The following is a 20831-nucleotide window of genomic DNA, read 5'->3' on the forward strand; positions in this document are numbered from 1 at the left end:
TACTGCCGAACAGCTGACATCTGCTCCAACTCGATGGTGCGAGACGATGTTCCCGCAGGCCAGGTATATACGCCCTCTGCCACTACGCCCGTGGCGAACGCGCGCCGTACCGGCACGCCGTCCGCCGTCGGCCTCCGGCCGGGGGAAAGCGCCTCGGTCGCCGGTCACACCGTCTCTTCCCACTGAGACTGTCTTACCCGCAGGCACGGACACTCCATGCGGCGCGGGGCCCTTCCATCCGCTACGGGCGAACATCCGCACGCCGCCCGATGCGCCCTTGCACCCTTCCCTCCGGGCACAGTGCGTATCGATGGGTACACCCAGCGTAACTTCCGGGATTTTCGGGAGTTGCACCGGTCATGGCCCGCGTGCTTCCGCGCCCCCGCAGCCCCCTCACCACGGTCCGCCGGTGGTACGAGGAGGAGCTGGGCTGGCCGACCACCGGCACGGAGCCGGTGGAGCTGCTGACGGGGCTGCGCTTCGACGTCCTGGAGATGCCCGCCGATGCGGGCAGCGCCGTACTGCAGAGATTGCCGCGCACCGGCCCGGTGGCGCTCCTTCGGGCCGGATGCGACGAGAAACCCCGGGGTGATCGGCCGAAATTGCTCATGCTCATCGCAGCCGGCGGCGCCGAAGAACTCCCGGGAATCCTGGAATGGCTGGAGTGGGGCGCACTCGCAGCGGATCTCACGACCCGTGGGACCGGTGACCGGATGCCCGCGCCGGCGTTCCCCGCCTGCACCACACCCTCATACGGATTCGGCTCGTGGGAGGCCGCGGGATGGGTGCGGCCTCCCCGGCCCGGGTACGAGGCGGAGAATTCCCTGCCCACCACGGGGTGCGGGGCAGGATTCGGGGACGTTGGGGGCGCCCCCGACCTCGTACGGCTTGTGAGCGCGGCAGCGACCGAGTGCCACCGTGCCCGGTTGTTGCGTGCGGGTAATACCCAATCGGACCGCGCCTGTGGCGATCAGCCGTTGGCCTTCTCGAATGCCTCACGAATGTCGGCGGGGACGCGGCCACGGTCATTGACGTTGTAGCCGTTCTCCTTCGCCCAGGCACGGATCTTCGCGGTGTCCTGGCTGCCGCCGGAAGCAGCGGCACGCGACTTGCCACGGCCCGAAGAAGCGCGGCCACCGGTGCGGCGACCGGCCTTCACGAAGTCGGCAAGCGAGTCGCGCAGCTTCTGCGCGTTGCCGTCGGAGAGGTCGATCTCGTAGGACTTGCCGTCGAGAGCGAACGTCACCGTCTCGTCCGCCTCGCCACCGTTGAGGTCGTCGACAAGAAGAACCTGAACCTTCTGTGCCACCGGTTTCCCTTTCATCGAATGCGGATTACGACGGAAAGCAAACCGCTTTTCCGGGAAAAACACAAACCCTTGGGTAGGGTTCACTTGCCCGCAGACCGGGGAACGCATGCTTCCGCAGCCATGAGATAGGGGAGCGATTCGGACATAGAACACTCATCACAGGTGCAGAAGCATCCGGCTGTTACCCAGGGTGTTGGGCTTCACTCGTTCGAGGCCCAGGAACTCCGCAACGCCCTCGTCATAGGAACGCAGCAGCTCACTGTAGACATCACCGTCTACCGGGGCTTCGCCGATCTCCACGAAGCCGTGCTTGGTGAAGAAGTCGACTTCGAAGGTGAGGCAGAAAATGCGCCGCACTCCGAGCCAGCCCGCAGTGCGCAGCAGCTTGTCGAGGACTTGGTGGCCGACGCCGGATCCCTTCAGCCGCGGATCCACGGCCAGGGTGCGGACCTCGGCGAGGTCTTCCCACATGACGTGGAGTGCTCCGCAGCCGACGACCTCGGCGTCTTCGTCCCGCTCGGCCACCCAGAACTCCTGGATGTCCTCGTAAAGCGTGACGGTGGCTTTGTCGAGCAGGATCCCGTCACGTGAGTAGGCGTCGATGAGTCGGCGTACGGCCGGTACATCACCGGTCCTGGCGCGGCGGACGGTGAGGCCTTTTGAATGCGGAGGCATGCCGGGACGCTATCGCCCGTTGCCGGTGGCACTCGCCCCGGGTTCATCCCCTCCGGCCGCTCCGGCTTCATCGGCGCCTTGCGGTGCGGGCTGTGCTTCGCCTTCTTGCCCGGACGCGGCCCCTTCGGGCACTCGCGCCTGTTGTTCCGCTTGTTCCGTGCCTTGGGCGCCTTCCGCGCCCTGGGTGCCTTGGGTGCCTTGGGTGCCTTCCGCGCCTTCCGCCGGTTCGTCGACTTGCACCATCCGCACGGCATCGCGCAGGGCCTGTCGCTGTTCCGGCGACATCATGCCGAAGAAGGCCACAAGAGCGGCCGCGGGGTTGTCGCTGGCGGACCACGCTTCGTTCATCAGTGCGGCCGCGTAGGCGGCGCGAGTCGAGACCGCCTCATATCGATAGGCGCGGCCTTCCGCCTCGCGGCGCACCCAGCCCTTCTGATGGAGGTTGTCCAATACGGTCATGACCGTGGTGTAGGCGATCGACCGTTCCTTCTGCAGATCTTCCAGGACTTCTCGAACGGTGACCGGGCGGTTCCACTCCCAGACCCGCGTCATGACCGCGTCTTCCAGATCACCCAAGCGTCTCGGCACACAAGAACAATAGTGGGAGATGTCGCGAATGCCCGTTGATCTCGTTGCGTTTGGGCCGGAAAAACGATGTACGGCCCGGGACGATCAGTCCCGGGCCGTACCGTGTGCGCGGGCCGCCGAAAGGGCGGCGGGCGGATCAGGCGCTGTGCGCCGTGGGCTCCTGGCCGGTGGATTCGGCGCGGGCCAGCGCGGCGTCCACGGCGGCGTCCTCCTTGGACTTGTTCGCCCCGCCCTGGCTCTTGACCATCGTCACGATCAGAGCGGTGAAGGCCACGGCCATCACTACGGGCGGGAGCAGCGCTGCGACGTAATCCATGGCGTGTGGCCTCCTTATAGGGCTGAGCCTCCGAGAGTACGCAGCCAGACTACGCAGCCCTCAGGCGGTCCGGCTCTCGGGGGGCGGGGCGGGCTTGCGGCGGGGCGGGAAGACCTCGCCCGGCGTGGGGATCGGCCGGTCCCGCCGCGGAGCCTTCGGCCGCGGCGGCGGCTCGGACTCCGGCTTGCGCTCCGGTTCCGGCTCCCGCCCCGGCTCCGGCGCGCGTCCGTTGCGGGTGGCTGAGCGGCCGCCTGGCAGCGCGCGGAGCCGGGCCCGTACGGATTGCTCGGCCAGCTGCTCGCAGTGGCGCAGCAGGGCGCTGCGGCGCGCGCGTCCGGCCGGTCCGCCGGGACGCTCACCGAGCGCGCGCAGGGCGGCGAGATCGTCGGGGCCGGGGACATGGCCGGCTGCCAGCGCCTCGGTCAGCTGCGCGAGATAGCCGGCGGCGGAGCCGGGCAGGGCTGCGCGGTACCGGGCGAGGTCGGCGACCAGGAAGGCGCGCAGCCGGCTGCCTTCGTGGACCGCCTCGTCGACCGCCTCGGCCAGCCGGAGATATTCCTGGATGTCCTGCGACCACTCGGTGCCGGGGGCGCCGGGCGGGGCGGGGTGGGACGTCGTCTGCAGGGCATGGGCGAGGGCGCGACGGAGCACACGCAACTCATCGGCGCTGAACGCCATGCCGCCGCGGGTTCCGTTTGGCATCGGCATGTGGCGACTTTACGACCGTTTCCGACAAAAGCCGCTTATTCGTGAACGGTGGCGCGGCAACGAGCCGCGCCACCGGGCGCCCCGCGCGGAAAACGGCTCCGGGGCGCGGGCCGCGCTCCCCCGGCGGCGCCCCGCTCCGACCGGGTGGTTGCCCGAGGGCCGGCAGGCGTCCCCGGGGAGAGCGGGCAATGTTCTGGTACGGCCGAGTGATGACCCCGTACGGCCGGGCGATGCCCCCGTACGGCCGGGCGATGATCCCGTACGGCCCGGCGATGTCCCCGTACGGCCGGGCGATGTCCCCGTACGGCCCGGCAATATTGCGCTACGACCGGGCGATGTTCCGCTCGTAGACCAGGCGCAGGCCGATGAGGGTGAGCCACGGCTCGTGCGCGTCGATCACCGACGATTCACCGAGCACCATCGGGGCCAGCCCGCCGGTGGCGATCACGGTCACCTCGTCCGAGTCCTCGGCCAGCTCCCGCGCCATCCGCTGCACCACACCGTCGACCTGGCCCGCGAAGCCGTAGAGGATGCCGGACTGCATGGCCTCCACGGTGTTCTTGCCGATGACGCTGCGCGGCCGGGCCAGTTCGATCTTGCGGAGCTGAGCGCCCTTGACGCCCAGCGCGTCCACGGAGATCTCGATGCCCGGCGCGATCACGCCGCCGACGTACTCGCCACGCGCGCTGACCGCGTCGAAGGTGGTGGCCGTGCCGAAGTCGACGACCACCGCGGGGCCGCCGTAGAGCTCGACGGCCGCCAGGGCGTTGATGATCCGGTCGGCGCCGACCTCCTTCGGGTTGTCCATGAGGATCGGTACGCCCGTCTTGACGCCCGGCTCCACGAGGACGGCCGGCACGTCGCCGTAGTAGCGGCGGGTCACCTCGCGCAGCTCGTGCAGGACGGAAGGCACCGTGGAGCAGATGGCGATGCCCTCGATGCCGTCGCCCAGGTCGTCGCCGAGCAGCGGGTGCATGCCCATCAGGCCCTGGAGGAGGACGGCCAGCTCATCGGCGGTGCGCCGGGCGTCGGTGGAGATCCGCCAGTGCTCGACGATCTCCTCGCCGTCGAACAGGCCGAGCACGGTGTGGGTGTTTCCTACGTCGATGGTCAGGAGCATGGCGGTCAGCTGCCCTCACGTGCGTCGTCGTCCGCACCCCGAGCGCCCTGACCGTCGTCCTCGCGCAGGTCGAGGCCGATGTCGAGGATCGGGGAGGAGTGCGTGAGCGCGCCCACCGCGAGGTAGTCGACTCCGGTGTCCGCGTAGCCGCGGGCGTTGTCCAGGGTGAGGCGGCCCGACGACTCCAGCATGGCGCGGCCGGCGACCAGCTCCACCGCCTCCCGGGTCTGCTCGGGGGTGAAGTTGTCCAGCAGGATCAGGTCGGCGCCCTCGGCGAGGATCGGCGGGATCTGGTCGATCCGGTCGACCTCCACCTCGATCGGCACACCGGGGAACTCGGCCCGTACGGCCGTGAACGCCGCGGCGACGCCGCCCGCCGCGACCACGTGATTGTCCTTGATCAGCGCCGCGTCCGACAGCGACATCCGGTGGTTGACGCCGCCGCCGCAGCGCACCGCGAACTTCTCCAGGGCGCGCAGCCCCGGCGTCGTCTTACGGGTGTCACGGACCTTGGTCTTCGTCCCGTCCAGCGCATCCGCCCAGGCCCGGGTCGCGGTCGCGATGCCCGACAGGCGGCACAGGAGGTTCAGTGCGCTGCGCTCGGCGGTGAGCAGATCGCGGGTGCGGGTGGTGACGCTGAGCAGCGTGGTGCCGGCCTCGACCCGGTCGCCGTCCTCGACATGACGTTCGACCGCGAACTCATCGGTGCACACGAGGGACAGCACCGCCTCGGCGATCCGCAGGCCGGCGACCGTACCGGCCTCACGGGCCGTGAAGTCGCCGGTGGCGACCGCGTCCTCGGGCACGGTCGCCACGGTCGTGACGTCCACACCCTGGTCGAGGTCCTCCTCGACGGCGAGGTGCGCGATGTCCTCGACCTGTACGGGGTCGAGGCCGGCGGCCACCAGGAGCGCGGCCAGGTCGGGGTCGAGGCCGCAGGTCAGCGGGTCGATCTCGTACGCGCCCTCGTCGCCGCCGCTGCAGCCGCAGGCGTCGCCGCAGCCTCCCCCGGACGCTGTCTGGGGGGACCCCCAGGCGGAGGCGCCGCCGGTGGGCCCGCCGATCTGGAGGAGGGGGAGGTCGTCGCGGGTGCTGCTCACGGGCTGGGCTCCGTATTCGGGGAGAAGGGGGAGGGGGAGGAGGAGGAGGAGGGGGCTTCGGGGATGCAGTGGGCTGTCTTGGCGGGCGGTGGATCTGTCTTGGCTGGCGGTGGATCGGGGGGCATCAGCGGGTCAGGGGCCGTCAGTGGGTCGGGGGGCATCAGCGGGACCGGGGTCCGGGGCCATGGTCGGCGGGAGATCGGCGGTCGCCGTCGTGTGGAGTGTCAGTGCGCGGTCCGCGTCCAGGGTGATGCGGAAGTGCCGGCGCCAGGAGGCATCGTCCCGCTCGGGGTGGTCCTCGCGCCAATGGCAGCCGCGGGTCTCCGTACGGCGCTGCGCCGCGGCGACCAGTACCCGGGCGACGCACAGGAGGTTGGTGGCCTCCCAGGCTTCCACGCCGGGCTCGGGGGCCTTGCGGTCGGCGGGGGTGACGGCCTCGGCGCCCCGGGTGACGGCCCCATCGCCGGGCACATCGCCGCGCCCATTGCCGGGCACATCGCCGGGTCCGCGCGGGCCCGCCGTGCCAGTGGCCACGACAGTCGCCTCGCGGTGGAGGCGGTCCAGTTCGGCGGCGGCGCGGGCCAGGCTCTCGGCACTGCGGAGCACACCGGCGCCGGCAGTCATGATCCGCTGCACGGCGGTCCGGGTCTCCGGGGCGAGAAGCGGGAGGGCGCGGGTGGCAGGGGTGGCAGGCGTGGCGGGGGTGGCGGGCGTGCCGGGGGTGGCGGGGGTGGCAGAGGCGGATGCCGGAGCCGAGCTCGCGGCGTGATCCGCGGCGCCGGTACCGGCGGTTTCCGCGGTGATGTCCGCGGCGGTTTCCACAGCCGTTTCCGCGGGGGTTTCCGCGGTGATGTCCGAAGCGATCCGCTCCGCGAACACCAGGCCCTCCAGGAGGGAGTTGGAGGCGAGCCGGTTGGCGCCGTGGACACCGGTGCAGGCGACCTCACCACAGGCGTAGAGACCGGGGACCGTGGTGCGCCCGCGCAGATCGGTGCGTACGCCGCCGGAGGCGTAGTGCGCGGCGGGGGCGACCGGTATCGGCTCGGTGACCGGGTCGATGCCATGGCTCCGGCAGGCGGCGAGGATCGTCGGGAAGCGGCTCTCCCACATCTGCGCGCCGAAGTGCCGGCCGTCCAAATACATGTGCTCGACGCCCTGTTCGTGCGCCCGGCGCATGATCGCCTTGGCGACGATGTCGCGCGGTGCCAGCTCGGCGAGTTCATGCTGACCGGCCATGAAGCGGGTGCCGTCGGCGTCGACGAGGTGGGCTCCCTCGCCCCGTACGGCCTCGGAGATCAGCGGCTGCTGGCCCTCCGCTTCCGGGCCCAAATACAGAACGGTGGGGTGGAATTGGACGAATTCCAGGTCGGAGACCTCCGCGCCGGCGCGCAACGCCAGGGCCACCCCGTCGCCGGTGGAGACCGCCGGGTTGGTGGTCGCGGAGAAGACCTGTCCCATGCCTCCGGTGGCGAGCACCACCGCCGGGGCGTGTACGGCCCCGACGCCGTCGTGCTGGCCCTCCCCCATCACATGCAGGGTGACGCCGGACGTCCGGCCGTCGGTGTCCGTGAGCAGATCGAGGACGAGGGCGTTCTCGATGGTGCGCAGCCCGGCCGCGCGGACCGCCTCGACGAGCGCGCGGGAGATCTCGGCGCCGGTGGCGTCGCCGCCGGCGTGCGCGATACGGCGACGGTGGTGGCCGCCTTCGCGGGTGAGCGCTATCTCGTCGCTGCCCGGTGCGCTGTCGAAGCGGGCGCCGGTACGGATCAGCCGGTGGACGGCGTCCGGACCTTCGGTGACCAGGGCTCTGACGGCTGCCTCGTCGCACAGTCCGGCGCCCGCCACCAGGGTGTCGGCCAGATGTTGTTCCGGGGTGTCGCCGTCGCCGAGCGCCGCCGCGATACCGCCCTGCGCCCAGCGCGTGGAACCGTCGTCCAGGCGGGCCTTGGTGACGACGACGGTGCGGTGGCCGGCCGCGGCGCAGCGCAGCGCGGCCGTCAGCCCCGCCACCCCGGAGCCCACGACGACGACATCCGCCGCGATGGACCAGCCGGGGGCGGGGGCCGTCAGGCGTATGCCGGTGCCTGAGGCGGGGCCGGGGCGGCCGGTGCCTGTTCCGGTGGCGGTCATCGGGTCGCTCCGAGGGGGCCTTGAGGGGTGGGCGGGGGTGTGGCGGGGGAGGTGGGGGCGGAGGTGATGGTGGGGGTGGAGGGGGCTGAGGGGTCTGATGGAGTGGAGGGGGTGGAGGGGTCGGCCTCTGCCGATCTGGCCGTGTCCGCCCGGCCCGCCGTGTCCTCCGGGCCCGCCGCGTCCGTGGTGACCGCCGCGTCCGTGTCGTCCGTGGTCTTCGCGCCGTCCGTGGTCCGCGTGCCGTCCGTGGTCCGCGTTGTGGTGCCGCTCCGGTGGGCAGCCGCCGTTTCGGGCCGTCCGGCGCCGAAGACGAGGCGGATGTTGTCGATGAGCCGCGTGCCGCCGACCTTGGCGGCGACCGCGAGGACGGCCTCGCCCTCGTACGCGTCCGGGACCTCGGTGAAGTCCGACGGGTCGACCAGGGCCAGGTAGTCGAGCGTGAGCGGCGGGTCGAGGCGGGCGGCGTCCTCCAGCACCGCGTGGGCCGCGGCACGCGCCACCGCCGGGCCGTGCGGGGCTCCCGCGGCGGCGTAGGCGACGGCGTGTGCGTCGGCGGCGGCCCGGTCCTCGCCGAGGGCGGCCAGCGCCGCGGAGCGGTCCTGTGCCGGGTGGCCCACGGAGGCGGCGCGGGCGCGCAGCGCCTCCTCGGCGGCGAGCCGGTCCCGGGCCGCGAACAGCGCCGCCGACAGCGCGAGCGCGGTGCAGCGCTCCGGTGCGGAGAGGTAGCGGTTGCGGCTGGAGAGGGCGAGTCCGTCCTCCTCGCGCACCGTGGGGACGCCGACGATCTCGACGGGGAAGTTGAGGTCGGCGGCCATCCGCCTGATGACCGCAAGCTGCTGGGCGTCCTTCTGCCCGTAGAAGGCGAGGTCCGGTGCCGTCAGATGCAGCAATTTGGCGACGACGGTCAGTACGCCGTCGAAGTGCCCGGGGCGGCTGGCGCCTTCCAGGAGGGTGCCCATGGGGCCCGCGGCGATCCGGATCTGCGGTTCACCGCCCGGGTAGACCTCGTCGACGGACGGGGCGAAGACCACGTCCGCGCCCGCCGCGGCGGCCAGCTCGGCGTCCGCTTCCAGGGTGCGCGGATAGCGGTCCAGGTCCTCGCCGGCGCCGAACTGCAGCGGATTGACGAAGACCGTGACGACGACCTGGCCCTGCGGACCGACCCGGCGGCGGGCGGCGCGGACCAAGGTGGCGTGGCCCTCGTGCAGTGCGCCCATGGTCATGACGACGGCGCGGGCACCCGTGCTGCGGGGCAGGTCGCGGAGGGCGGCGGCGGTGTGGACGAGGCGGGTCTCGGCCACGGGACGGGACTGTGCCTGGGGCCGGGTCCGGGGCTGAGCCTGGGCGGTCGCGTCCACGGGTTGGGGGCGGCGGTGTACGTCCACGGGCCGGTCCGGGGCCGTGCCCGGTTCCGCAACAGGGTCCACGCCCGGGGCCGTGCCCGGTTCCACGTCCGGTTTCGCGTCCGGTTTCACATCCGGTTTCACATCCGGTTCCGGGTCCGGTTCCGGGTTCAGCGGTGAGGAGGTCATCGGTCGCCCCCCTCTGAGCCGTGGTCGGAGTCGTTGTGGGGGTCGTTGTGGGGGTCGTTGTGGGGGTCGCTGTCGGTGCCCTGGTCGGGAGCGTCGGGCTCGTCGGGGTCCGGGCAGGAGGCACCGGCGGAGGGGCCCGGTGCGGGGCCGGGTCCGTCGCCGGGGCCGGCGAGCACATCGAGCAGATCCTCGGCCAGTTCCGGCTTCAGCAGACCGTGGTCGAGCGCCCGGTCCGCGGTCGTACGGGCCATGGCGACGTAGCCGGCGACGCTCTGCGGCGCATGCCGGCGCAGCTCCGCGATATGGGCGGCGACGGTGCCGGCGTCGCCCCGTGCGACCGGGCCGGTCAGCGCCGCGTCGCCGGACCGCAGCGCATTGTCCAGCGCGGCGCCGAGCAGCGGCCCCAGCATCCGGTCCGGGGCCTGCACGCCCGCGTCATGCAGCAGCTCCATCGACTGGGCCACGAGCGTGACCAGGTGATTCGCGCCGATGGCAAGGGCCGCGTGGTAGAGCGGACGGGCTGATTCCGCGATCCATTCCGGCTCCCCGCCCATCTCGATGACCAGCGCTTCGGCAGCCATCCGCAGCTCATCGGGCGAGGTCACGCCGAACGAGCAGCCGGCCAGCCGCTGGACGTCCACCGAGGTGCCGGTGAAGGTCATGGCCGGGTGCAGGGCGAGGGGCAGGGCCCCGGCGCGGGTGGCCGGGTCCAGCACGGCGGTGCCGAACCGCCCCGAGGTGTGCACCAGCAGCTGGCCGGGCCGTACGGCGCCGGTCTCGGCGAGGCCGCTCACCAGGTCGGCCAAGGCGTCGTCGGGGACCGTCAGCAGGACGAGGTCGGCGCGGGCGAGCACCTCGGCCGGAGTGACCAGCGGGACATCGGGCAGCAGCTCGGCGGCGCGTCGTACGGAGGCGTCGGAGACGCCCGACACGGCAACCGGGCGATGCCCTGCGAGCTGCAGCGAGGCGGCGAGGGCGGGCCCGACACGGCCCGCGCCGACGACTCCGACGGTGAGCCGGGCGGGGCGGTCCTGGGCCTCGATGGGTGGCATTGCATTCACGCGGCGATGGCCTTCCGTTCCAGTCCGCGGGGGGTACCGGACGATTCCCCGCCATGCTACGCGAGTGTTTCCGGCGGTCCTCAGAGCTGTGCGGAAGGTGAGACGGGGGTCTCTCGCGTGAGTTATCCACAGGGGTCGCGCGCTCGCTCGGGCCTGAGCCATGCTCGGTGCAACGAAGCGCAGAAGGCATAAGGAAAACGACAGCCAGGGGGACACATGAGGCGCATGGCGGAAGCGGGCGACGGCGACAGCGACAGCGGCGGTGCAGGCGTAGGCGTAGGCGTAACGGACGCACGCACGGTCCCGAGCGGAGGCACAGGCGCAGGCACGGCCCCGAGCACAGGCACAGGCACAGGCGCAGGCGCAGGGGAAGCCTCGGGCCGCGAGGGGGGTCGCCTTCCGGGTGGGGCTGCGCCGGGAAGGCCGGACGGAATGTCGGGGGACGACCCGGGCGTCGCGCCGGCCGGGGAGGGTGCCCGGCCGGCGGAGTGGGCGCGGAGGCTGGCGGCGTTCCGCGGCTCGGAACGGACCCTCCTGGGAAGCACGAACGTGGAGACGATCCGCGAGCGGCTGGACCGCCTGGTGGCCGCTGCCCCGGCCGCGTACGACCTGGACAGCCGGCCGGACTTCTACGGCAACGACGACGGCATCATCGGCGAGCTGGAGCGCCGGACCGCCGACGCCCTGGGTACCGAAGCCGCCGCCTTCTTCCCGACCGGCACCATGGCCCAGCAGGTGGCGCTGCGCTGCTGGGCGGGGCGTACGGGCAACGCGACGGTGGCCGGCCATCGCCTGTCGCATCTGGAAGTGCATGAGCGCGACGCCTATGCGGTGATCAGCGGACTGCGCATGGTGCACCCGACGGATGCACCACGGCTGCCGACCGCCGCGGAGATATACGACCTGGACGAGCCGTTCGGCACCCTTGCACTCGAACTTCCGCTGCGCGATGCGGGATTCGCGCTGCCGTCGTGGGACGAGCTGACCGCGGTGGTGGCGGCGGCGCGGAACCGTGATGCGGTGGTGCACTTCGACGGCGCGCGGCTGTGGGAGTGCGGCCCTCACTTCGGCCGTACGCTCCCGGAAGTCGCGGCCCTCGCGGACAGCGTGTATGTCTCCTTCTACAAGTCGCTGGACGGGATATCGGGCGCCGCCCTCGCGGGCAGCGAGGAGTTCGTCGAGGAGGCGCGGACCTGGCGCCACCGGTACGGCGGCCGGCTGTTCCAGCAGTGGCCGGCCGCGCTGGCCGCGCTGACCGGCCTGGACCGTGAGCTGCCACGGCTGCCGCAGTACGTGGCCCAGGCGAAGGCCGTGGCCCGCGCACTGGGCGAGGGCCTGGCCGAGGCCGGTGTCCCGTGGTTCCGGGTGCACCCGGAGGTGCCGCACACCCACCAGTTCCAGGTGTGGCTGCCGCATCCGCCCGAGCTGCTCAACGAGGCCGTCGTCCGCCAGGCGGAGGACACCAGGACGGCGCTGTTCCACCGGTGGTCCGAGCCCACCCCGGCCGGCCCGCCCGGGGTGGCAGTGACAGAGGTGACGGTTGCCGCGTCCGCCATGGACTGGACGGAGGGAGAGCTACGGGCGGCCGTCAAGGAGTTCGTGGACTTCGTGCGCCGCGTTGCGGGGTGATGCTGTCGCGGTGCGGGGTGATGCCGTCGCGCTGCGGGGTGATGCTGTCGCGGTGCGGGGTGATGCTGCCGGGGTGGAGGGGGCGGCGGGGAAGCCGAGCAAGCCCGCGACCACCGACCGCACGACCCCCCGGATCCGCCTCGGAAGGCGTTCGGCTGGATCCGTCACCACGGCCTGGAAACGGCGCCACTGCTGGATTTCGCGGGCGGTTCGGACGGTGTGGGCGCCCGGGGCGGGTGGGGCGGCTTCGCCTCGCCGGGCGGCGCGGTAGGTGTCGAGGAGGTGCTGCTGAGCGGCGTTCATGCCCTCACTGTGGGCCGGTCCCACAGCCGGTGGCCCGTCGATTGACGGGAGCCGTCAATCGACGTCCGTGCAGGTGGCAGCCTCGCGCATGATGGGCGCATGGCCAACGTCATCGACATCACCGGGCTGCCGCCGGAGCGCCTCGTCTTCTCCCCTTCCCCGTTGGCGGAGCTGGGCGCCGCGCTGCATGCGCTGTCCGAGCCGGGGCACCACCCCGGGCTGCACGGCTGGGTCACCGCCACCAACGCGGCGCTGAAGACCGACCTTGCCGACCGGCTGTGCGAGGCGGATTTCCTGTGGCGGTCCTCCCGCTCCGACATCCTGTTGCCGGGCCGCCCCGGGGCGACGCTCGCCGGGGACCTGGACGAGCTGGACAAGATCGACGACGAGCGCTTCGTGGCCGCCGCGTTCGAGATCACCTGCTCGGCGAGCTACACCCGCCCCACCCCGTCGCCCCTCGTCGACCCGGGCGAGCGGGCACGGGTACGGGAGATGGCCGCCGCGCGCGGCCCGCGGCAGGCGGCCTTCACCGACCGGATGCTCACCGACCCCGACGGCCTGCGGGTGTGGCTGCGCCGCCTGTTCGAGGACTGCGAGGAGGCGTTCTTCGGAGACATCTGGCGCCGGGTGGGCATCCAGCTGGCCGCCGATGCCCGGCACAAGACCGAGTTGCTGCGCCACAAAGGGCCGGCGGAGACGCTGTCCGCGACGTCGAAAGCGCTGTCCCTGGAGGATGCCCAGGACGGCAGCGGCGGCACCCGCATCCTGGTCGACAAGCTTGCCCAGGGACGTACGACGGCGTTCGCGAATGCCGCGGATCCGGGCGTCACCTTCCTTCCGACCTCGTTCGGCTGGCCGCATCTGCTGTTCAGCCATGCCCCGGGCTGGCGCCCCGTGCTCCAGTACCCGGTCGCCGGACCGGAGTTGCCGGCGCCGGCCGCGCTGGAGCTCGTCCAGCAGCGGCTGGAGGCACTGGGCCACCCGATGCGGATGCAGCTGTGCCGCACGCTGTCACGGGGGCCGCATACGACGGGGGAGCTGGCGAACGCGTTCGGCATCACCTCGCCGGAGGTGTCGCGGCATATCGCCACGCTGAAGAAGGCCGGCCTGATCCAGACGCGGCGCCGTGGGCGCTATGTGCTGCACCAGCTGGACCTTCAGGTGGTGGCCCGGCTGGGCAGCGACTTCCTTGAGGGCGTACTGCGCTGAACTCCCCTGTTCCGCTGTCCCGCTGTCCCGCTGTCCCGCGGCTTCGCGGCTCCCCGGCTCCCCTGTCCCGCTGTCCCGCTGTCCCGCTATCCCGCTATCCCGTTGTCCCGCTGCTTCGCGGCTTCGCGGCTCCGGGCAGGCAGGCGGCCCGCTCCCCCTACGCCCCGGCTCCCCCGGCCCGTACCAGCCCCGTCTCATACGCGAGTACCACCGCCTGGACCCGGTCCCGGAGGCTCAACTTGGTGAGGATGCGGCCCACATGGGTTTTGACGGTGGCCTCCGAGAGCACCAGCCGTGCCGCGATCTCACCGTTCGACAGCCCCTGGGCGACCAGCAGCAGCACCTCCCGCTCGCGCTCCGTCAGCCGTTCCAGCTCGGGCCGGACCGGCTCGGCGGAGGTGGCGGGCAGCATCGGCGTGAAACGGTCGAGAAGCCGTCGGGTGGTGGACGGGGCGACGACCGCGTCGCCGCTCTCCACCGCCCGGATCGCGGCGAGCAGTTCGCCGGGCGGCACGTCCTTGAGCATGAAGCCGCTGGCCCCGGCCTTCAGCGCGGAGAAGGCGTATTCGTCCAGGTCGAAGGTGGTCAGGATGAGGACCTTCGGGGCGCCCTCCCGCTGCCCTCCTGCGCAGATCCGGCGGGTGGCCTCCACCCCGTCCAGATGCGGCATCCGTACGTCCATGAGGATCACGTCGACCTGGGTGGCGCGCAGCACCTCCAGGGCCTCCACGCCGTTGCCCGCCTCCGCGACTACCTCCATGTCGGGCTGTGCGGCCAGCACCATCCGGAAACCGGTGCGCAGCAGCACCTGGTCGTCGACGAGCATCACACGGATGGTCATTTCAAGGGGTCCCTTCGTGCAGGAGTGGGGGCCGAGCGTACGGGGTGGAGCGGGGCGGGCCGGATTCAACAACGGTGGCCACCGGGCGGGGCATCGCCGAACAGCATGACCGCCACCGAACCGGAGTGATCGTCTCCAACCCGGCGCAGCCGCCGCCAACCCGCCCTCATCACCGCACCGGTTTGAGCGGCAGAACAGCACTGACCCGGAAGCCGCCCCCCGGCCGCGGCCCCGCGTCCAGGGTCCCGCCCACCATGCCGACCCTCTCGCGCATCCCGATCAGGCCGTGGCCGAGGCCGTCCGCCCCGCCCTCCTCGTAGAGCTCGCGCTGCGCGCCTCGCCCGTCGTCCTCGACGAGGAGATCGAGATCGTCTCCCTGGTAGGAGAGGCGGACGGTCGCGCCGACGTCGGGGCCGCCGTGTTTGCGGGTGTTGGTGAGCGCTTCCTGAACGATGCGGTAGGCGGTGAGTGCGACGCTGCTGGGCAACTCCCGCGGCTCGCCCTCCACCTGGAAGTCGACGTGCAGTCCCGCGCCGCGTACCTGCTCCATGAGGTCGCTGAGCTGCTCGACGCCCGGCTGGGGGACGTATTCGCCGCCCTCGGGCTGTTCGCCGGTGCGCAGGACGCCCAGCAGCCGGCGCATCTCGGCCAGCGCCTGGCGTCCGGTGCCGGAGATCGTCTCCAGGGCCTGCCGGGTCTGCTCGGGGGCGGCGTCGAGGACGTACGCGGCACCGTCGGCCTGGACGACCATCACGGAGACGTTGTGGGCGACGACATCGTGCAGCTCACGGGCGATACGGGCGCGCTCGGCGGCGACCGCGATCCGGGACTGTGCCTCGCGTTCCTTCTCCAGCCGGGCGGCCCGCTCCTCCAGCTGCGCCCAGTAGGCGCGGCGGGTGCGCATGGAGTCACCGAGCACCCAGGCCAGGACGAAGGGCACGGTGAGCAGCACCGTGCCGAACAGGCTCTCCGCTATCGCCCGCCCGCTGAACGCCTCGTTGAAGCGCACGGCGGAGAGGGCGGGGCCGAAGAGGGCGCCGGCGAGGGCGCAGCGCGAGGCCCAGCGGGGGGAGGTGGGTGCGGACGCGACGGTGTACGTGATCACGAACATCGCGAAGTCGGCGGGCAGGAGCTGGATGCCGCAGAGCAGTTGGCCGACGCCGATGGCGGCCGTCAGCAGCAGCATTTTCACGGGGGCCTTGCGGCGCAGCGCGATGACGAGGCACAGGCCGATGCTGAAGATCGCGACGGCGATCTGCCGGACGCCTCCGGCTTCGGACGCGACCCGCAGGCTGCTCACCCCGAGCAGGAGGACGGCCCAGAAGGTGTCCACTCCCGTCGGGTGCCTGCGGAAGAAGTCATAGAGGCGCTGCACGTAACCCAGCGTAGGCACCGCGCATACATGTACGAGTCAACCGGAGGGGCGATCCTGTACGCCGGGTCTACTCCCCAAGGTGGAGACTCCATGCGCCAAATGTGTCGGACCTCGGGAGGTCCGGCGCATCACCCCGTCCGGCGGAGGGCACACAACCCCGTACGGCGGAGGGCGCGCCACCCCATCCGCCGGGGCGGGGCGCACCACCCCATCCGCCGGAGGTACGCCACCCCGTCCACCGGGGGGGTACGCCACCCCGTCCACCGGGTATGGCACCCGCCCGTACCGTGGGGCGGGTGACGAACGAGTGGTGCGGGTGGCGCGAGGCCACGGAGCGGGCGTTGTACGGTCCGGACGGCGGCTTCTACACGCGCCCCGAAGGGCCCGGCCCGGCCGGTCACTTCCGTACCTCCGTGCACGCCTCCCCCCTCTACGCCGGGGCCGTCGCCACCCTCCTGCGCCGCGTCGACAGCGCTCTCGGTCATCCGGACGACCTGGCGCTGGTCGATGTGGGCGCGGGCCGCGGCGAGCTGCTGACCGGTGTGCTGGCCGCGCTGCCCCAGGAGGTGGCCGCGCGGCTGCGTCCGTATGCGGTCGAGCGCGCCGCGCGCCCCCCGGGCCTCGATCCGCGGATCGGCTGGCTGGGGGAGCTGCCCGCCCCGGGCTCGGTGACCGGCCTGCTGTTCGCGAACGAATGGCTCGACAATGTGCCGGTGGATGTCGTCGAGACGGATGCGGACGGTGTGCCGCGCCGGGTGCTCGTGCGCGCCGACGGCACGGAGCGGCTGGGCGGGCCGGTGGACGGTGCGGACGCGGAGTGGCTCCGCCGGTGGTGGGCGCTGCAGACCGGCCCGGATGCCCCCGCAGGCGCCCTCGGGAGCGCCACCCCCTCCCCCGGGCTGCGCGCCGAGATCGGCCGGCCCCGGGACGAGGCCTGGGCGCGGGCCGTCCGTACGCTGCGCGCCGGACTCGCCGTCGCCGTCGACTACGCGCACGAACGGGACGATCGCCCGCCCTTCGGCACGCTCACCGGATTCCGCGACGGCCGCGAGGTGGCTCCCGTCCCGGACGGGAGCTGCGACATCACGGCGCATGTGGCGCTGGACGCCTGCGGCGGGCCGTCGGCGGAGCGGCTGACCCAGCGCGAGGCGCTGCGCGCCCTGGGGGTGGACGGCCGGCGCCCGCCGCTCGCCCTGGCCGCCACCGACCCGGCCGGGTATGTACGGGCCCTGAGCGCTGCCGGGTCGGCGGCGGAGCTGGTCGACCCGGCGGGCCTCGGCGGGTTCGGCTGGCTCCTGGAGCCGGTGGGCGGGGCGTGCGCGGGGCTGCTCACGGCGGGGCGTACCGCCTGAGGGCCGCTGAGGGCCAGGGCGGCTCCCGGGACGCCGTGCTGCAAGACTGTTCCCATGACGGAGACGACGGTCGGCATCGGCGGCGCGGCGGAGAGCACCGACATGGTGCTGAACATCGGCCCGCAGCATCCCTCGACGCACGGCGTGCTGCGACTGCGCCTCGTCCTGGACGGCGAGCGCATTCAGCATGCGGAGCCGGTGATCGGCTATATGCACCGCGGCGCCGAGAAGCTCTTCGAGGCGCGCGACTACCGCCAGATCATCATGCTCGCCAACCGGCACGACTGGCTGTCGGCGTTCTCCAACGAGCTGGGCGTGGTGCTGGCCGTCGAGCGGATGCTGGGCATGGAGGTGCCCGAGCGCGCGGTGTGGATGCGGACGCTGCTCGCCGAGCTGAACCGGGTGCTGAACCATCTGATGTTCCTCGGCTCGTATCCGCTGGAGCTCGGCGGCATCACGCCCGTCTTCCATGCCTTCCGTGAGCGGGAGGAGCTGCAGTCCGTCATGGAGGAGATCTCCGGCGGCCGGATGCACTACATGTTCAACCGCGTCGGCGGCCTCAAGGAGGATCTGCCGGCGGGCTGGCTCGGGCGGGCCCGGCACGCCGTCGCCGAGGTGCGCTCGCGGATGGATGTCTTCGACAACCTGGTCCTGGGCAACGAGATCTTCCGTGGCCGTACCCGCGGGGTCGGCCGGCTCACGCCGGAGACGGTGCACGGGTACGGCGTGTCCGGGCCGATCGCCCGAGCCTCGGGGGTCGACTTCGACCTGCGGCGCGACGAGCCGTATCTCGCGTACGGGGAGCTGCAGTCCACGCTCAAGGTCGTCACGCGTGCGCAGGGCGACTGTCTGGCGCGCTTCGAGTGCCTGCTGGAGCAGACCCACAATGCGCTCGAACTCGCCGGGGCCTGCCTGGACCGGATGGCGGAGCTGCCGCCGGGGCCGGTCAATCAGCGGCTGCCGAAGGTGTTGAAGGCGCCCGAGGGCGCGACGTATGCCTGGACCGAGAACCCCCTCGGCATCAACGGCTACTACCTCGTCTCCAAGGGCGACAAGACCCCCTACCGCCTCAAGCTGCGCTCCGCGTCGTTCAACAACATCCAGGCGCTGGTGGAGCTGCTGCCGGGCACGCTGGTCGCCGACATGGTCGCCATTCTCGGCTCGCTGTTCTTCGTCGTCGGGGACATCGACAAGTAGTCGTCGGGGACATCGACAAGTGGACGGGGCGGTACGGGAGCTTTTCCTCCGCACCGTGTGGACAACGGTGCGCCGTTGCCCGTTTCCGGAGGCAGACGGCCCGGAAAGCCGTCCGGCCCCGGAGCTGAGGAACGCTCCGGGGCCGGACGGCTGGTGGATCAGGACAGAGGCAGGACCAAGGCCAAGATCAGGGCCAGGGCCAGGATCAAAGCCAAGATCAAGGCCAGGGTCAGGGTCAGGAGATGGCGCTGCGCAGTATGCCGAGGTCGAGCTGTTCGGTCTCGTCGTGTGCGGTCAGGTCGATGACCTCGCCGGTGCCGGCGGTCGTTTCGCCCTCGGTCCGCTCCACGCTCGGGCGCTCGCCCTCGGCCGCTTCGCCGTCGGCCGTGGCGTGCTCGGCGGGCGGCTGCGGGCGGGCGTCCGCAGGGGCGGGGCGGGCCTGCGCGCGGGCCGACTGTTCGGCGAGCGCCTCGTCGCCGACGACGTCCGCAAGATCGTCCTCCAGCGGTGCGGTCAGCTCCCCGGGGCCGGAGGCGGTCGCATTGCCGAAGAAGTCGAAACCGCCCTGTTCGCGGGATGCGGCGGGGCGGGACGGTGCAAGGGCAGCGGCGGCCGGGACCGGGCGGAGCGCGGGTCCGGCGGCTGCCGTACGGGCCGATGCGTCGCCCGTGCGCTGTGCGGCGGCCGCCGAGGGGTTCCCCCGGCCGTTCTCACCGTCCTGGCCGCCACGGGCGTCGCGGCGGGCGGGCAGTCCGGACCGGCGGCTCCCCTCGGCACCGGCGCCGTCCCGCGCGGTCCGTGCGGCCTTCTGGGCGGTGCGCTGCCGGGCGGCGTTACGGGCCAGCTGGCGCAGTGCCCGGTCGGCCTGGGCGTAGGTCGCGGTGGCCGGGGCCGGGCTCTCCCCTGCGTGGCGGGGTCCGCCCTGCGCGGGCGGCGTCGAGAGCTTGGGGGAGAGGTGGAGGGTGTGGGGGAGGCCGGCGGCGGCCGGCAGCGCCTTGGACGGGGCGGCGGCCTCGATGGCGAGCAGCCGGCGGCCTTCCAGGGCGCTGGCCCGCTCGGTCTCGGCGGTGGCGTAGCGGCGCAGCAGCGCGGCATGTTCGCTGCGCAGCCGGGCCAATTCGGCGCGCTTGGCGCGGAGTTTGATGTCCAGGGCGGCGCGGGTCTCGCGGGCTTCCTCCACATCCGTTTCGAGCTCGGCTATCCGCTCCTCGGTGCGCCACTCGTCGCGCACCCGGGCGCGGTCGAGTTCGGCGACCCGCCGGCCGGCCTTACCGTCCCAGGTCCGCAGCAGGACGGCACCGGTGAGGGCGGCGGCCGCCGCGCCCGCGGCGAGCACCCGTTGCACCAGGTCGTCGCCGGCAAGCCACGCGCCCGCGGCGCAGGCTGTCGACGCACCGGCGACCGTCACGGGAGGAAGCAGCCGGTGGAGGGGTGGTGAATGGCGGTGGCGTCCTCGTGGCATGGCCAGAAACTTACCGTGCGTGCGGGACGTATGGGGCCCCGCACACCAATCCGTTTCCCGCTGGTTACTTCTTGACCAAGCCCTTGGACTCCGCACAAGCCTGCGTGACATCCGCGGACTTGAGCCGCTCGGCAGCAACCTCGGCAACCGCCTGGAGGTTCGGATTGATCACGTCTTCGGTCGTCAGCGTGCTCGTGAGCTTCCCGAGAGCGGTCTCGGTCTCCTTGTCACCGGCGCTCTCGGCATTCACCACCGGCAGCACCTCGCCGGCGTTCCGCGGCTTCTTGCCGTCCGCTTCTTGCCGTCCGCTTCTTGTCGTCCTTTTGTCGCCCTTGAGAAGCACCGGCCCGACCCGCCACGCCCCCGCAACGGCGCGCGGGCCGGCGCCGGCCCGCCCGGCCTCATACCGTGGCGTCGGCCCCGCCGTTCCCGTTGCCGTCGTCCTCCGGCAGCTTGCACACCCGCTCCAGGAAGATCGCCGCGGCAACCACCGCCGCCCCGGCGAGCACCGCCGCCCCGGCGTGGATCGCCTGGTCCCGGCGCGGTGCGACATCGAGGCCGGCGGTCAGCAGAAAGACGCCGACACCGCCGTACAGCCCCGCGACCAGTGCGGCCACCAGCGCGCTCGCCTGGCCGAAAACCACCGCGCGGGCGGCCACCAGCGGATCGACGCCCTTGGCGTCCGGCCGGCGCTCGCGCTGGGCCCGCAGCCGCGCCCGGAGCGAGAACGCGGTGCCGGCGAGCACCGCGGCGATCAGCGCCAGCACGATCGGCGCGGCCACCGGCACGCTGGGGAGGGTGCCGAGGGCGTCCCACAGCCGGGCGCCTCCCCAGGCCAGCACGCCGGCCACCAGAAACAGCCCGACCAGCACCTTGATGTGTAGCTGCTTCACCGAGCGATCGCCCCTCGTGCCGTCATGACCG

At 72.4% G+C, this 20831-nt stretch carries 19 protein-coding genes and 1 pseudogene; 5 read left to right on the forward strand and 15 right to left on the reverse strand.

The genetic code is table 11. The annotated features are described in order from the left end of the window. Positions 1–359 precede the first annotated feature (359 nt). On the forward strand, positions 360–1040 hold the full coding sequence (locus ACWGJY_RS23275) for an SCO3374 family protein (protein WP_453262754.1): 681 nt from the start codon (positions 360–362) through the stop codon (positions 1038–1040). On the opposite strand, the gene ACWGJY_RS23280 is transcribed toward ACWGJY_RS23275, so the two are convergent. The 10 genes and pseudogenes from ACWGJY_RS23280 to ACWGJY_RS23325 all read right to left on the reverse strand — a co-directional run bounded on the left by ACWGJY_RS23280 (position 971) and on the right by ACWGJY_RS23325 (position 10530). Then, positions 971–1309 carry a histone-like nucleoid-structuring protein Lsr2 gene (locus tag ACWGJY_RS23280; protein ID WP_129298539.1) on the reverse strand — a complete coding sequence of 113 codons (339 nt, stop codon included), beginning with the start codon at positions 1307–1309 and terminating at the stop codon, positions 971–973. The two genes, ACWGJY_RS23275 and ACWGJY_RS23280, sit on opposite strands and share 70 nt — an antisense overlap. Positions 1310–1465: 156 nt before the next feature. Continuing rightward, complete coding sequence (locus ACWGJY_RS23285; protein WP_453262755.1) at positions 1466–1984, reverse strand: amino-acid N-acetyltransferase; 519 nt, start codon at positions 1982–1984, stop codon at positions 1466–1468. 9 nt (positions 1985–1993) lie between these two features. Then, entirely contained in the window at positions 1994–2536 is a 543-nt protein-coding gene (locus ACWGJY_RS23290; protein WP_453262779.1) for a BlaI/MecI/CopY family transcriptional regulator, read from the reverse strand. Positions 2537–2708: 172 nt separating this feature from the next. Continuing rightward, positions 2709–2888: a hypothetical protein gene (locus ACWGJY_RS23295; RefSeq protein ID WP_453262756.1), complete on the reverse strand. Its 180-nt coding sequence runs from the start codon at positions 2886–2888 to the stop codon at positions 2709–2711. Between the two features lie 60 nt (positions 2889–2948). Continuing rightward, positions 2949–3566, reverse strand: coding sequence for a hypothetical protein (locus ACWGJY_RS23300; protein WP_453262780.1), 618 nt, complete (start codon positions 3564–3566; stop codon positions 2949–2951). 352 nt (positions 3567–3918) lie between these two features. Next, positions 3919–4716, reverse strand: a complete 798-nt coding sequence (locus ACWGJY_RS23305) for a type III pantothenate kinase (RefSeq protein WP_453262757.1) — start codon at positions 4714–4716, stop codon at positions 3919–3921. 5 nt (positions 4717–4721) lie between these two features. After that, on the reverse strand, positions 4722–5816 hold the full coding sequence (gene nadC / locus ACWGJY_RS23310) for a carboxylating nicotinate-nucleotide diphosphorylase (RefSeq protein ID WP_453262758.1): 1095 nt from the start codon (positions 5814–5816) through the stop codon (positions 4722–4724). A 132-nt stretch (positions 5817–5948) separates the two neighbouring features. Next, positions 5949–7946 (reverse strand): L-aspartate oxidase, encoded by a 1998-nt coding sequence (locus ACWGJY_RS23315; RefSeq protein WP_453262759.1) that lies wholly within the window; start codon positions 7944–7946, stop codon positions 5949–5951. Between the two features lie 299 nt (positions 7947–8245). Beyond that, positions 8246–9247: pseudogene (gene panC, locus ACWGJY_RS23320) on the reverse strand (pantoate--beta-alanine ligase); the annotation flags it as partial. A 227-nt stretch (positions 9248–9474) separates the two neighbouring features. Then, entirely contained in the window at positions 9475–10530 is a 1056-nt protein-coding gene (locus tag ACWGJY_RS23325) for a Rossmann-like and DUF2520 domain-containing protein (protein ID WP_453262781.1), read from the reverse strand. Between the two features lie 441 nt (positions 10531–10971). Between ACWGJY_RS23325 and ACWGJY_RS23330 the strand changes: the two genes are divergently transcribed. Next, the gene (locus ACWGJY_RS23330; RefSeq protein WP_453262760.1) at positions 10972–12168 is read left to right on the forward strand and encodes a threonine aldolase family protein; all 1197 of its coding nucleotides are present in this window, start codon (positions 10972–10974) and stop codon (positions 12166–12168) included. A 402-nt stretch (positions 12169–12570) separates the two neighbouring features. Further along, complete coding sequence (locus ACWGJY_RS23335) at positions 12571–13680, forward strand: DUF5937 family protein (protein WP_453262761.1); 1110 nt, start codon at positions 12571–12573, stop codon at positions 13678–13680. Between the two features lie 157 nt (positions 13681–13837). On the opposite strand, the gene ACWGJY_RS23340 is transcribed toward ACWGJY_RS23335, so the two are convergent. Further along, positions 13838–14521: a response regulator gene (locus ACWGJY_RS23340; protein WP_453262762.1), complete on the reverse strand. Its 684-nt coding sequence runs from the start codon at positions 14519–14521 to the stop codon at positions 13838–13840. Positions 14522–14690: 169 nt separating this feature from the next. Further along, complete coding sequence (locus tag ACWGJY_RS23345; RefSeq protein WP_453262763.1) at positions 14691–15896, reverse strand: sensor histidine kinase; 1206 nt, start codon at positions 15894–15896, stop codon at positions 14691–14693. Between the two features lie 269 nt (positions 15897–16165). Between ACWGJY_RS23345 and ACWGJY_RS23350 the strand changes: the two genes are divergently transcribed. Together ACWGJY_RS23350 and ACWGJY_RS23355 are read left to right on the forward strand one after the other, a co-directional pair. Beyond that, the gene (locus ACWGJY_RS23350) at positions 16166–17248 is read left to right on the forward strand and encodes an SAM-dependent methyltransferase (RefSeq protein ID WP_453262764.1); all 1083 of its coding nucleotides are present in this window, start codon (positions 16166–16168) and stop codon (positions 17246–17248) included. A 54-nt stretch (positions 17249–17302) separates the two neighbouring features. Further along, the gene (locus ACWGJY_RS23355) at positions 17303–18445 is read left to right on the forward strand and encodes an NADH-quinone oxidoreductase subunit D (RefSeq protein WP_453262765.1); all 1143 of its coding nucleotides are present in this window, start codon (positions 17303–17305) and stop codon (positions 18443–18445) included. Positions 18446–18680: 235 nt separating this feature from the next. Here ACWGJY_RS23355 and ACWGJY_RS23360 read toward each other — a convergent pair whose 3' ends face one another. From ACWGJY_RS23360 to ACWGJY_RS23370, 3 genes are all read right to left on the reverse strand, one after another. Next, a complete protein-coding gene (locus tag ACWGJY_RS23360; protein WP_453262766.1) occupies positions 18681–19907 on the reverse strand; it encodes a hypothetical protein in 1227 nt (408 codons plus the stop codon). Between the two features lie 64 nt (positions 19908–19971). Next, positions 19972–20250 (reverse strand): hypothetical protein, encoded by a 279-nt coding sequence (locus ACWGJY_RS23365; protein WP_453262767.1) that lies wholly within the window; start codon positions 20248–20250, stop codon positions 19972–19974. 58 nt (positions 20251–20308) lie between these two features. After that, positions 20309–20800: a DUF3180 domain-containing protein gene (locus ACWGJY_RS23370; RefSeq protein WP_453262768.1), complete on the reverse strand. Its 492-nt coding sequence runs from the start codon at positions 20798–20800 to the stop codon at positions 20309–20311. Positions 20801–20831 lie beyond the last annotated feature (31 nt).

It is taken from the genome of Streptomyces sp. NPDC054765, assembly GCF_053612065.1.